The organism is Microcoleus pseudofavosus SVA1_A4 (assembly GCF_036700565.1).
In the GTDB taxonomy this organism is placed as follows: domain Bacteria; phylum Cyanobacteriota; class Cyanobacteriia; order Cyanobacteriales; family Microcoleaceae; genus Microcoleus.
In genome coordinates this window covers 12254-26285 of sequence record NZ_JAUBPE010000054.1, presented here as the reverse complement: position 1 = coordinate 26285, position 14032 = coordinate 12254, and the positions used below count along the sequence as shown (strand labels likewise).

Annotated in this window: 7 protein-coding genes; all 7 read right to left on the bottom strand. The window is 41.1% G+C overall.

Annotation, left to right across the window (positions count from 1 at the left end; genetic code table 11):
* Positions 1-3 precede the first annotated feature (3 nt).
* Positions 4-384, bottom strand: coding sequence for a hypothetical protein (locus QUA02_RS21530; protein WP_333030478.1), 381 nt, complete (start codon positions 382-384; stop codon positions 4-6).
* 301 nt (positions 385-685) lie between these two features.
* A complete protein-coding gene (locus QUA02_RS21525) occupies positions 686-1360 on the bottom strand; it encodes an MT-A70 family methyltransferase (protein WP_333030476.1) in 675 nt (224 codons plus the stop codon).
* A gap of 254 nt (positions 1361-1614) precedes the next feature.
* A complete protein-coding gene (locus tag QUA02_RS21520) occupies positions 1615-4527 on the bottom strand; it encodes a PAS domain-containing hybrid sensor histidine kinase/response regulator (protein ID WP_333030472.1) in 2913 nt (970 codons plus the stop codon).
* Positions 4528-4625: 98 nt separating this feature from the next.
* Positions 4626-7418, bottom strand: a complete 2793-nt coding sequence (locus tag QUA02_RS21515; RefSeq protein WP_333030471.1) for a hybrid sensor histidine kinase/response regulator — start codon at positions 7416-7418, stop codon at positions 4626-4628.
* A 108-nt stretch (positions 7419-7526) separates the two neighbouring features.
* Positions 7527-8834 carry a hybrid sensor histidine kinase/response regulator gene (locus QUA02_RS21510; protein WP_333030469.1) on the bottom strand — a complete coding sequence of 436 codons (1308 nt, stop codon included), beginning with the start codon at positions 8832-8834 and terminating at the stop codon, positions 7527-7529.
* Between the two features lie 86 nt (positions 8835-8920).
* Positions 8921-10801: a two-component system response regulator gene (locus tag QUA02_RS21505; protein ID WP_333030466.1), complete on the bottom strand. Its 1881-nt coding sequence runs from the start codon at positions 10799-10801 to the stop codon at positions 8921-8923.
* The gene (locus QUA02_RS21500; protein ID WP_333030464.1) at positions 10798-13548 is read right to left on the bottom strand and encodes a hybrid sensor histidine kinase/response regulator; all 2751 of its coding nucleotides are present in this window, start codon (positions 13546-13548) and stop codon (positions 10798-10800) included. Before QUA02_RS21500 ends, QUA02_RS21505 begins: the two co-directional genes overlap by 4 nt.
* Between the last annotated feature and the right edge of the window lie 484 nt (positions 13549-14032).

Genomic DNA, 14032 nt, shown 5'->3' with positions numbered 1-14032 from the left:
ATCTCACAGCGAAGCACTAAAATCGTGTTCTGGCTTGGGTGGTTTTTGGTGCAATCTGAGTTCTTTTTTCACCATTTTTACTTGTTCAAGATTTAGCAAGCACAAATCTAAGAGTGAGTTGTTAGTTCCAAGAATAACTACCTGACCAAAAATCACGTCTCCCTTTTTAGTTACACAAGTCGGTTTCAGCGCTTTCGGTTCCACGTCATCATCACAAATTATGACAATCTTGGGGTCAGAGAAGTTAGAAGAATCTAGCACTTCAAAAGTGGCTGGCTCTCCTTCGATGCCAACCAAATCTTGAATTTCTTCTGGTGTCAACATTTCGGGAGTGGTGTAGACATCTATCTCTTGTTCGTTCGTAACCAAAATGTAGTAAGGCATGAGAGAAAACTGGGAGCGACCCAGTTATTACGCTACTAGAAAACTGAACCATATTCGATCGCAATACAGAGTTCTCTAGCTGATTCGAGATATTTAGGCGCTACATAAACCCTGAAAGCGCCATCTCAATCCACATAGAACTCTATTTGGTGCGGAATATGAGCTGTTTTGAGTGCGGTTTAGATCGTCTCATGCTGATGGACATAGAAGTCACTGAGGGTGACAAATCCATCAGCATTTTTATCGGGCAAGTTATCAGGTTCCATAGGTTTTGTAATTTGGTAATTATGAAATCGGCACTTCACAGCGAAGCATCAACGGGTTCAGCTTCAGCCCCCCAGCAATCCCAGTTGGGGCGAGGTGTACGGGAAAAGAGTTCAATTCTGGAAGGTTTATCGAGTTTGCCCAATTCCTCACAATTCTCTAGTTTTTCTGCCAGTTGATTTGCGATCGTCCAAAACTCTTCCGGCTTCTGAGAATGCTTACCTCTCCGCGCTCGAATGATGTTGGGGATGTTGGTCAGACCGTGGGTACTGAAACTCCCTGGTTCTCCTTTGGTAGCTACCAGGAAGTGTTCAGTGCAGTTACGCCCGTAGTGACCCATTCCGATGTGGGGTCTGCCATCCTTGGTGACTTTCTCCCAGGTGAAAGTCGATCGATGAGTAAATCCCCAGCGATCGAGACACCGGAACCCTAACGCTTGATGGTTGTTTGTTACCCACAGCAGCAGATAAGAGTCATCGCTGGCGATCGCACTAATCGGCATATTGAGAATTTCGTCATCGGTCATCGCCGGGTAAGGACAGCGCCCCCGGTGACTAGCATCAGTTTCCCTAAGTGTGAACTGCCACGGAGCATCTATTACGATAAGCCGATATTCCTTCAACGGTATTGGGGGCAGATTTGGAACTAGATTGAGGGCGATTGATAGTTTTAGTTGTCCTACCGCATCATTAGCTTTGTAAGTAGTCTTCATGCTAATTTCGTATCCGCTCAATAATCTGGGGTAAATCGCTCAACGATGCACATCAAATGACGCAAAATCGTTCCTGAGTGGGTAGTCCGCCCCGAATTATTGAGCGCATACCTTTATATGTATGGCTAGTGTTCACAAATCATTTAGGATTGCTATATTACGGAGTTGGCTCACGTTTTTTGAGGTAAAACTCAATTATAATTTAAGAGCGATCGGCACCCCATTTGTTTTTAGAAGATGTCTAATAGCGGTAATCAATTTTTTCGTTTGTATTGATTAATAAAAGACTTTAGCTGTTTCTCTTGAAACTTTTTAGCAAATTCGCACAACTGCTCGGCAAAGGGAATAAAATTTGCGTCCAACGCTTTTAAAATCTCCGCTTGTCTGATAATTTCTTTCAAATTACCTTTCATAATTAAATCATCCAAAATCTCAATTTTTTGTAGGGGTGGAGGTACTATATCCCCAACCGGTGATAGCGCGAAATCTCGTTCAATATTTTTAACCGAGAGCACTTCAACTAACTGTTCATACACCCAAGTTAACCTTAAATGCTTCTGCAACAATCCAAATAAATGAGAAGCTTCTAGAGGTTTGGGAAGAAAAGCGTCAGCCCCAGCATCTAAACTACTGTACTGGTCAGTTTCAAACACTGAAGCGGAGGAGACAATTACTATCAGATTTTTTAATTCTGCCAATTCGCGCAGATGCCGCACCAACTTAAAACCATCCATTTTTGGCATTACCAAGTCAGTAATAATCGCATCAGGAATTAACGAGCAAGCTTTCTCTAACCCCTCAATTCCATTGGCAGCTTCAAAAACTTCAAAACCCATAGGTGAAAGCAAATTAACAATCACAGAGCGATTTTCCCACCTATCATCAACCACCAGAATTTTTCGCTTGCTGCCTTGATAGCCAATAATGGTTCCTTTTGATTCAACGACAAGTGCAGTCTTCGATTCGACGGTGCAAGGCAAATCTAAATCAAACCAGAATTGACTCCCTGCCTGCGGCTTGCTGGTGACTTTGATGCTGCTGCCCATAATTTGGACGATTTTCGCACTAATTGCCAATCCCAATCCCGTTCCTTCTGCCATGCGCCCCGTGTCGCCTACTTGCTCGAAGGGTTGAAATATCTTTTGAATTTGTTCGGCACTCATTCCCACGCCTGTATCTTCAATTTGAAATCGGATTTTGTCGATCGCACTTAGTCCGGTCGATTCAGATTGAAGCGCGACCGACTCGACTACCCCAACTTTAAACGTTACGCTGCCAGCGTCGGTAAACTTAATTGCGTTGCCCAAAAGGTTAATCAAAACTTGCCGCAGTCGTTTTTCATCTACCTGAATGCTTCCGGGCAGGGAAGAAGAAAATTGGCAGATAAAAGAAATGCCTTTTTGAGAAGCTTTTAGACGAAAAATTTCGCTAACTCCTTTTATAAACAAGATAAAATTTAACTCAGTTAGATGCAGTTCCATTTTGCGAGCTTCGATTTTAGATAGATCTAAAATATCGTTAATTATAGTCAGCAAGTGAGATCCACATTGGTAAACAATGTTAATGCCATTGAGTTCTGTCTCTTGAAGGGTTTTTGAGCGCATCAAGATTTGAGCATACCCCAAAATGCCGTTCAGAGGCGTGCGTAACTCGTGACTCATGTTGGCTAGAAATTCGCTTTTGGCTTTGTTGGCGACTTCGGCAGCTTTTTTAGCCATTCGCAATTCTTCTTCTGCCTGTTTGCGTTTTGTGATGTCTTCAATCGTTCCTTCGTAGTAAAGCAGATTGCCATTGGAGTCGCAGATAGCTTGAGCGTTTTCTGAAATCCAAATTATATTTCTATCTTTACAATAAACTTGAGATTCAAATTCTGACACGCTCCCATATTGTTTAATGTGTTGTATAAATTTATCACGATTTTTAGGATCGACATAAAGCTGTTGCTTTATATTAGTAATATTTGAGATCATTTCTTGGGAAGATTGGTATCCATATATCCGTGCTAAAGCTGGATTAACGCTAATATACTGACCGTAAAGTGTAGTCTGGAATATCCCATGAATAGCATTTTCAAAAATACTGCGATATTTTTCTTCAGCTTGACGTAATTCTCGCTCAAACTGCTGACGTTTCTTTAAATTACCGAAAAAAGAGGCGAATACGTAAATAACGGTTATTAAAACAAAAATGGCGAATGCCTGAACGTAATATTTTTTTCTTAAAAATCCGTCGATGCGCGATCGCACTAATTCATCTAATGCAGGAAATATAGCTTCATACAGTCCCAATTGTGCGCCGAGTGCTTCGTCTCCTACTGCCAAATATTTATTTGCTGGCATCTCAATACTTTTCGCACTAATCAGAGATTCGTAGATGACCTTTGAAAACTCCTTCGTTGTATTAATACTTTTTTGGGCAATAGTTTTTAGTTTAGAAGAAGGATTTTGCATGGCACTCAAAGAAATTTGGCTAGCTTGCTTAACCGAACTATTTCTTGATTGAATTGAGCTATATAAAGCAATTAACTTCTCTTTTTCGTCAGCATTAATATTTTGATTCATTATTACATTATTTCCTAAATCTATGATTTGGCTGGTATTTTCAATCATCTTAGGAAGATGTTCGATAGAAATATTTATTAAATGATAACTATTGAGAGCCGGATCTAGGATTAGGTTACTATCATCTCCTACCTGAGCGATTAGAGAAAGAATATTACTAATAATTGCTGTTACCTCTTCTGAATTAAGATTTGAGATTTTGGGCTTTAGCGATCGCCATTTTTCATTCAAAGCAATTTTTAATTTTTGCCATTGTTCAGTTACGATGATTTTTTTGCCGAGTTCTATTTCGGCTGTATTCAGCCTTTGCAAATCATTATCTATCTTCGACTGCTGTAAAATTATCCGTTCTTTTAATGCTAACGAATTATTGTCAATTAAAGACTGATTGATCTGACTGCGATATTCCACGACATCTTCTAAAAGCCCTTTCAATATATAGTTATATTCAATCCCTGCTCTTTCTTTTTGGGCAAAATCTATCCCTACATGAATTTCTGAAATAAGTTGATAAACTACCAGCGAAAATGATAGAATAAAAAGAGCAAGCAGAATAAGTAAACTAACTAATTCTCTTTTTAGTGATTGATTGAGATAGGTTTTCATAATTTTAGGGGATTCGGTAAAAGTATTTTTGGTTAGCAATATTGTCAGGTAGCAAGTCAGTTAAAAGTGGTTTTTTCAATCATAGGAGGCGATCGCCATCATTTCCCCCTCTTATATTGGCTAATCAATGACCTTAACTGTTTTTCTTGAAACCCTTTAGCTAATTCACACACCCGCTCGGCAAAAGGAATAAACTTCTCATCCAATTTTTTTAAATTCTCAGCTTGTTCGATAATTGCTTTCAAGTTGCCTTTCATTACTAGATCGTGCAAAATTTCAATATTTTCCGCTGGAGGAGGCAATAGTGAATCTGCCCGGGCAACCTGACTATTTTGTTCGCCCTTTTGAGAGACAGCAGGCGACAAATTTGCCAACTCTTCATACACCCAAGTTAACCCTAAATGCTGCTGCAACAATTCAAACAGCTCAGAGGCTTGCACTGGTTTGGGAAGAAAAGCGTCAGCGCCAGCAGCCAAACTTTTATATTGGTCAGTTTCAAATACGCTAGCAGAGGAAACGATCGCCACCATATTTTTTAATTCTGGCAATTCGCGCCGCTGTCGCATCAACTCAAATCCATCCATTACTGGCATTACCAAATCGGTGATAATCGCATCGGGAATTAACGAACGAGCTTTCTCTAACCCCTCAAGTCCATTGGCAGCTTCAAAAACTTCAAAACCCATAGGTGAGAGCAAATTAACAATCACAGAGCGATTTTCCCACCTGTCATCAACCACCAGAATTTTCCGCTTGCTGCCTTGATAGCCCACAATTGTTCCTTTTGATTTAACGACAAGTGCAGTCTTCCATTCGGCGCTAGAAGGCAAATCCAAATCAAACCAGAATTGACTCCCTGCCTGCGGCTTGCTGGTGACTTTAATGCTACTGCCCATAATTTGGACAATTTTGAAGCTAATTGCCAATCCCAATCCCGTTCCTTCTGCCATGCGCCCCGTGTCGCCTACTTGCTCGAAGGGTTGAAATATCTTTTGAATTTGTTCAGCACTCATTCCCACGCCTGTATCTTCAATTTGAAACCGAATTTTGTCGATCGCACTTAGTCCGGTCGATTCAGATTGAAGCGCTACTGACTCGACTACCCCGACTTTAAACGTTACGCTGCCAGCATCCGTAAACTTAATTGCGTTGCCCAAAAGGTTAATCAACACTTGCCGCAATCGTTTTTCGTCCGCCTGAATGCTGTTTGGGAGTGATGGGGAAAATTGGCAAATAAAAGAGACGCTTTTTTCTTGAGCTTTTAAGCTACAGATTTCGCTGACTGCTTGAAGAAACAAAGGAAAATGAAATTCTGTGGGATGCAGTTCCATTTTTCTAGCTTCTATTTTCGATAAGTCTAAAATATCATTAATCAGCGTTAATAAGTGAGAGCCGCATTGGTAAATGATGTTAATAGATTTGAGTTCTGTTTTTGGAAAGATGGGCGATCGCATCAAAATTTGAGCGTACCCCAAAATACCGTTGAGCGGCGTTCGCAACTCGTGGCTCATATTCGCCAAAAATTCGCTCTTGGCTTTGTTGGCTACTTCCGCAGTTTCTTTAGCTTCTTTTAATTCTGCTGTGCGTTCCTCGACGCGGATTTCTAACTCACTATTAGTTTTTTCTAAGGCGGTAAAAGACTCACGCAACTGACGAGCCATTTCGTTAAACGAATTGGCCAGCAAGCCCAGTTCTTCGATATCATTCACCTCAACTTTTTGTTCTAAATCGCCGCTCGCGATCGCTCTACTTGCATCCCTCAAACGCAGAATCGGGTTGGCTATCCAGCCAGAAGTGAAAATTCCGAGAGTGATAGCTAATCCTAACGCTAAAAGACACAGCAAAATGGTAGTGTGGGTGTTGGCATTAATTTTATCCATAAAGTCGGCTTCGGGGATGGCGACTACAATTAGCCAGTCCAAACCTCGATCGTCGCGCAGAGGAGTTACTTGAATAAATTCTCGCCTCCCGTCCCTCTCAAAATCAAGTTGTTGGCTGCTGTTAATTTGGTGCAGGTTGCCGAAGCGTTCTTGTAACTTCTTTGCTGTTAGTTTAATTAAGGAATTATTGCTTAATGAGGCTTTAATTCGCTCTGTTTCTTCACCCTTAATCACAAATACGGGATCGAGGGTTGAGGTACTCACCAGCATTTGCTCCCGATCCATGATGAATGCTTGCCCCGACTGACCGATTTTCAAGCGGCTGAGATATTTATTAAAAGGAAGGAAGAGGATGTAAGTGCCAAGTACGCCTTGAAGATTGCCAGACTTGTCGTATAAAGGCTGCGCGGCTGTGATCCCCAGTTCTTTACTTCTAAAATCAGCGTAAATTTCACTCCAAATCGGTTTGCCTGCGTTCGTAGCAGCCGTATACCAAGGCCGCGATCGCGGATTGTAGTTGGTAGTAACTCGCAGTAACTCGCCTCTATTTCCTTCTTTATTTGTCAAATAGTTATACAACTTTCCGGCAGTTAAGCTATTCATGCTCCCCACCTGAAACTCACCGTTATCTATACGTTTAGCTAGGAAAAAATCTTTGCCTGAAGCGCTGCTGTAAAAATTAAAAGAAACTGTGGTAAAGGCTTGAAGTTGATTCCATAGGTGGAGTTCCAGACTGCGAGCATTTTCTACGTCTACTTGACCTGAGTTAATAGCATTAGCATTGACTTGATTAACCAAGTGGGCAGTAGCTACATAAGCTTGAAGGCGTTCGGAGATGCGATCGCTAATTTCACTCCGTAACTCTGCGGCCACCTCGTTAACAGCTTTCTGTCCGTTGCGTAGGGAAAGCCACCCCACAAGCCCAACAGCCGCGAAGATTTGTAGGACAAAAGGGATGACCAGGACTCCACGCAGGGGAAATTTTCGGGAGCGATCGGCAGTTGGGCGCATAATAGAATTCTTAACCCAGCAAGTACCTTATTATAACTCCCAACACCCTATCGGTAACGTATCTCACACAACATTAATTCACAAGATTGAATGAAGATTTCTTACAATCTATGACTGCTTTATCGGTATTTCGACAGAGAACTCTGTCCCCTGACCGGGTACTGAAGAGCAACTCAGTTGACCCCCGTGTTTCTCCACCACAATCTGATAACTAATACTCAATCCCAACCCCGTCCCCTTCCCAGTTGGTTTTGTGGTAAAAAAAGCTTCAAATAACTTAGACAGCACCGACTCTGGTATCCCAGGGCCATTATCAGCAATTCGGATTCGGATAAAATTGTCGTTGACTAATTCTGTGCGAATTGAAATGGTAGGATTTCGTACCGCCTCCCCTGTTTTCTCCTCAAAGGCATCAATTGCATTGGCAATTAAATTCATAAAGACTTGATTAATTTGTCCGGGATAGCATTCAACTAGCGGCAATTTGCCATATTCTTTAACTATCTCAATAGCCTTACTATTGCCGCAAGCTTTCAGCCTGTACCGCAAAATTAACAGGGTACTCTCTAGCCCTTCGTGAATATTTACTGCTACCTTAGTTGACGTATCCGTTCGGGAGAAATTTCGCAAAGATACACTAATATTGCTAATTCTTTCGGCTCCTACCTTCATTGAAGTAATCATATTTGGCAGGTCTTCAATTAAGTAATCTAGCTCAATTTCCTGAGCATGATCGGAAACTTCCGGCACTGGACTAGGATAATGTTGCTGATAGACTTCTAAGTGGCTGAGCAAGTCTGTGATATATTCAGAAGCGTGGTTGAGATTGCCGAAAATAAAACTGACGGGATTGTTAATTTCGTGAGCCACGCCAGCTACTAACTGCCCCAAACTGGACATTTTTTCGGTTTGCACTAAGTGAACTTGAGCTTGTTTTAAATCCTGCAAAGTGCGGTATAATTCAGCCGTTCGCTCTTCAACCCGCCGTTCTAATTCCTGATTTTGATTTTCAATTTTCTTAGTCAAATAATTCAATTTTAAGTGCAATTTAATCCGAGCTAACACCTCTTCTTGTTGAAACGGCTTAGTTATGTAATCTACTGCTCCTAAAGACAGACCTTTAACCTTATCAACAGCCTCAGACAGAGCGCTCATAAAAATTACGGGGATGCCCGTAGTTAATGAATTGGTTTTCAGGCGACTGCAAGTTTCAAACCCATCTATCCCTGGCATCATTATATCTAACACAATCAAATCTGGGAGTGAATAGCCCACCTTTTCTATAGCGCTTTCTCCATCTTGTGCCACCCAAACTTCAAAGGACGCATTATCTAACAAATCATAAAGTATCCCTAAGTTATTTGAATTGTCATCGACGATTAAAATAATATCTTTTTTTTCAGTTTCGGCGTTCATTTCTTGTTTATCCTGTGTTAACTAATCAAGGGCATTAAGTTTTTTACTGATGAAAGTAGAGCAATAAACTCAGGCAAAAATTAGCGTTAAGCCATTAAGGATGGTAGTAAAACTGAAGGTAACAGTTTTACATTGTTTAGCAATAGTTGCGTTGCCGTTTGGCTGTCTACAGGCTTAGAGAATAGATAGCCCTGACCCCGTTCGCACCCAAGAGAACGCAATTTTTCTAACTGTTCTAACGTTTCTATTCCCTCTGCTACTACATCCATGCCGAAGTTGTGAGCAAGGGTGACAATTGTTTCCACAACTTCATCGCTTTTTCCGGCGTTAATGCGGCTAACAAAAGAGCGGTCAATCTTTAAGGTATCAATAGGAAACTCGTGCAGACGGCTTAAAGAAGAATAGCCAGTCCCAAAGTCGTCGATGCACAACTTAATACCCAGATTTTTTAGTTGCTTAAGTATTGTTGCTTCATAGGTAGATGCTTCTAAAAAGCAGCTTTCAGTAATTTCTAGTTTCAAGCAACCCCATGAAATGCCAATATCTTCGACAATTTCCTGCATCCTCTCCACTAGACTAACTTGCTTTAACTGAATTGGCGAAACATTCACATTCATTGTCAAATCAATAGCTTGGGGAAACTGCTGCTGCCACAACTGAAGTTGGCGGCAAGCCTCCTGAAAAACCCACCAGCCAAGAGAGTTGATCGCTCCAATTTCTTCAGCAATGGGGATAAATTTCGCAGGAGGCACTAATTCGCCAGAAGCGCGATACCAGCGCACCAATGCTTCAAAGCCTAAAAGATGACCTGTAGAGAGCGATAAAATTGGCTGGTAGTAAAGGCAAAATCCCTCTAATTCTATTGCTTTTCGCAGGTCATTTTCAAGCTGCAAGCGCATTCCAGCCTGAGTTTGGAGTGCTTTTGTCAACACTTCATAACGCCCTTTGCCTTGGCTTTTAGCCTGATACATTGCGACATCGGCATCTTTGAGTACATCAGTGGCGCGATCGTAACCCATCGTACTGAAGGTGATGCCAATACTAGCGCCTGTGAATATTTCATATTTATCAACAGCGAATGGTTTTCTTAAGTTTTCGAGGATGCGATCGGCAACACTTATAGCTTCGTTGGCATCTGTAATATTTTCGAGCAATATGATAAATTCATCGCCTCCTAAACGCGCAAGTTTATAGGTTTCTGATACGCAAAGTTTCAGCCTTTTGGCGACACTTTTCAGTAATTCATCTCCTATTAAGTGTCCCAAGCTGTCATTAACAACTTTAAAGCGGTCTAGGTCGATAAACAGCACTGCATATAAGTAATCAGAACTCAGGTTGGCAATCTCAATTACGCGCTTTAAGCGCTGGATAAAACAAGCTCGGTTAGGGAGATCGGTCAGAGAGTCGTGAAAAGCATCGTAGCGCAATTTGTCTTCTTTTGCTAATAACTCTAAATAAGCTCTTTGCAATTCATGTAATGCACTTTTTAGTTCAGCAGTTCGTTCCTCTACTCGGTTTTCTAACTGAGAAGTCAACTCGCTCAACAGCAAGTTTTTTTCTTCCATTGTCTTAGTCAAACAACTCATTTTTAAGTGTAGCCTCAGCCTGATTAATATTTCTTCCTGCTGAAATGGTTTAATGATGTAATCGACAGCACCTAAAGACAGACCTTTGACTTTATCAACTGTTTCCGAAAGGGCGCTCATAAAAATTACGGGTATGCCCTTTGTTGCAGGATTGGCTTTCAGCAGGCTGCAAGTTTCAAATCCATCTAGCAGCGGCATCATTATATCTAATAAAATGATGTCTGGGACTCCATATTCGACTTTTTGTAAAGCACTTTCTCCATCTCCTGCTACCCAGACTTCAAACCCAACCTGTTCTAAATAATCGGAGAGTACCGCTAAATTGTTGGGGTTGTCATCTACAACCAAAATTATGTTTTTTTGGTCAAGTTTAAGACTCATGACTTTGAACTCCTATATTGGTTAATGAACTCTTTCAGGGCTTTTTCTTGAAAGCCTTTAGATAATTCCCGTAGCTTGTTAGCAAAAGGTGCGAATTTTTCATCCATTTGTTCTATGCTTGCCGATAGCTTGATAATTCCTTGTAGATGACCTTTCATGGCTAGATCGTATAAAGCTTCAATTTCTGGTTCTGGAGGAGCTACTAGAGAAGGTGAAGGTGAAGGTGAAGGCAAAGGCGAAGAATTAACCACTGCCTTTTCTTCTTCATAAGCCCATTCTATTTGTAAATGTTTCTCTAACTTCTCTAGTAAGATTTCTACTTGTACTGGCTTGGGCATAAAATCGTCACATCCAGCTTGTAAACTTTGGCACTTGTCGGCTTCAAATACACTGGCAGATGTGACTATTATTACTACATTTTTAAATTCGTTGTTCGCGCGAATGCGACGAATCATTTCAAAACCGTCTAACACTGGCATCACTAAATCAGTGATAATTAAATCCGGTTGGGACTTGGCTTTTTCCAAACCTTCTTGACCATTTTTTGCCTCTATAATTTTAAAGCCGATTGGTGAGAGGAGATTACTAAGAACCGAGCGATTTTCCCACTTGTCGTCTACTATTAAAATTATCGGCTGCCTGCCGATAATGCCTACTATATTTCTGGGGTTCATGTTTGAGGAAAATGCAGCTAATTCTGGAAGTTTAAGCAAGTCTAAATCTACCATAAAAATGCTGCCAAGTCCTGGTTGACTTTTAACATTTATGGTACGGCCCATCATTTGGACTATTTTCTGGCTGATAGCTAGCCCTAATCCGCTACCTTCAGTGTTTCCAGAGGTTTTGTTCACCTGCTCGAAGGGCAAAAATATTTTTTCCAATTGATCGGAGCTAATGCCAATGCCTGTGTCTTCAATTTGAAAGCGAATTTTTGTCATTGTCATTGGTGTTGATAATTGGTGATTTTCCTCCTGAACCTCGTTATTTTCTATTACTTCTACTTGAAAAATCACGCTACCAGAGTCAGTAAATTTGATGGCATTGCTGATTAAATTAATTAGTAGTTGCCGTAGGCGTTTTTCGTCAGCGTGGATGGCGATGGGAAGCGCGACCCCAGGTTTGTAAATAAAAGTAATTCCCTTTTGTTCTGCTCTAATGCGGCATATTTCTACTACGCCACTCAGGAAAGAAGGAAAATCAAAATCTGTTGTCTGAAGTTCCATTTTCTGAGCTTCTATTTTGGAAATATCTAAAATGTCGTTAATTAAGGTAAGCAAGTGGGAGCCGCACTGATAAATAATGCGAAGACCGTCTTTAACTTTATCATCTGTAGAATTTGAGCGTTTCAAAATTTGGGCATAACCTAAAATGCCGTTGAGGGGAGTGCGAAGTTCGTGGCTCATGTTAGCGATAAATTCGCTTTTGGCATGGTTGGCAACATCGGCTGCTATCTTGGCTTCTCTTAATTCTACCGTCCGCTGTTCTACTCTAGTTTCTAAGTCGTTATTTGCTGTTTCTAAAGCAGTAAATGATTCTTGCAATTGCTTTGCCATTTGGTTGAAAGAGTTGGCCAATCTATCGAATTCAGCAATGTTTTTTACTTCTATTTGCGGGTTGAGTTCTCCGCTAGCTATCTGCTTGCTAGCATCGGATAGCTGTATTATTGGTCTGACAATCCAGCGGGAGGTAAATATTCCAATAAAGCTGGCTATTGCTAAAGCTAAAAGGCAGAGTAAAATGGTAGTCCTAGTATTGGCATTAATGTGTTCCATAAAATCGGATTCTGGAACAACTATGACGATCAGGAAGTCAAGACCACGATCTGAGATGGGAGTTACTTGTAAAAAATGCCTGTCTCCATTAATTTCAAAGATGTCGAGTTGTGTAGCTTTCTTGATTTGGGTTAGGTTGCTAATTTTTTTTGCTAGTAAGTGATGCATTGTAGTGCGAATTAACGGTTCGCTGCTTTCTGTGGCTTTGAGTCTTTTGATTTGGGAGCCGTCACTACTTTGTATAAATGTCTTTTCTTGTGTTGAAGAAGCAACTATTTCTCCTGATGGTTCTACAATGAAAGCTATGCCTGATTGACTAATTTTTAAACTGCGAAGAAATTTACTAATTTCGGAAACTACTAAGGATACTGCTACATATCCTATGGATTTTTCCGATTTGTCGTAGACAGGAAGTATGGCATCTGTGCTGACTTCGGGGCGGGGTGCAATCCATAAATAGAGTGGAGTCCAAGTAGCTTGCTTCGCTGTGATGCCAACCTGATAATAAACTTCTTTTTGAATCTGGTAGTTGGGATCTACTAACAATAGAGCGGTGCGATCGCCTTGACTATTTGCTGCATAATTCTCAAATCTGATAGAGCCGCCGCTAGCCTTTTTTGCTATACCAATATTCAAGGTGCCATCTAACCGACGCTCAGTGCCGATATATTCTCCCTGCACGTTACCGAAGTAAATGTAATTAACGGTTGAGAAACGCTGAATTTGTTGCCAAAAGTGGCGCTCCATGCTGCGGAAGTCTTGGGGATTTAACTGACCCAGACGGATAGCATCGGCATTGATTTGATTGATCAAATGAGGCGTTTCTAAATAGGTATTTAGGTGTTGCTGAATGCGTGCTGTGATTTCTCCGTATAACTGTCCGGCTAACTCATTAACTGCTTGTTGTCCGTTGCGGAGTGACAGCCATCCAGTTAACCCGACTGCTGCGGAAATTTGCAGAAGAAATGGCCCCACTAGTATCAGGCGAAGTGGGAATAAACGTCCTTTTTTTGAGCGGGGACGGTCGAGAGCTGGCGGTGTCATAAATTAATAGAAAAGAGCGGATGGAAACTGTAACAAAAGCTACAGTTTTTTTACCCTGGTTATGTGATTCGAGGGGTGGGGTAAACTCTGCGTTCTCTTCACCAGTCAGTTTTACTTAGTTTACTCTTTAGATTCTACTAAAAATTTGCATTTTAAATATTAGCTAGTAGAGAAATTGTTCGTTCTTGACCGATCGAGCGCATGGTAATCCCAATGCTAATTCTAAATTAAAGCGCGAACAATTCAAGTTTATCTTATGGTTAAGGTAACTCGGAGTTTTAGGCATTAATTTAGAACTGGCTTTGTGGAAAAAGTCTGGTTCACAAGTTTTAATAATAATCGGCTTCTTAAGTCCTCGCCCGCTGTTGAGAAACCGGGTTTTTACCGAATTTGAGGCAGGATGCAAGGAAGTATT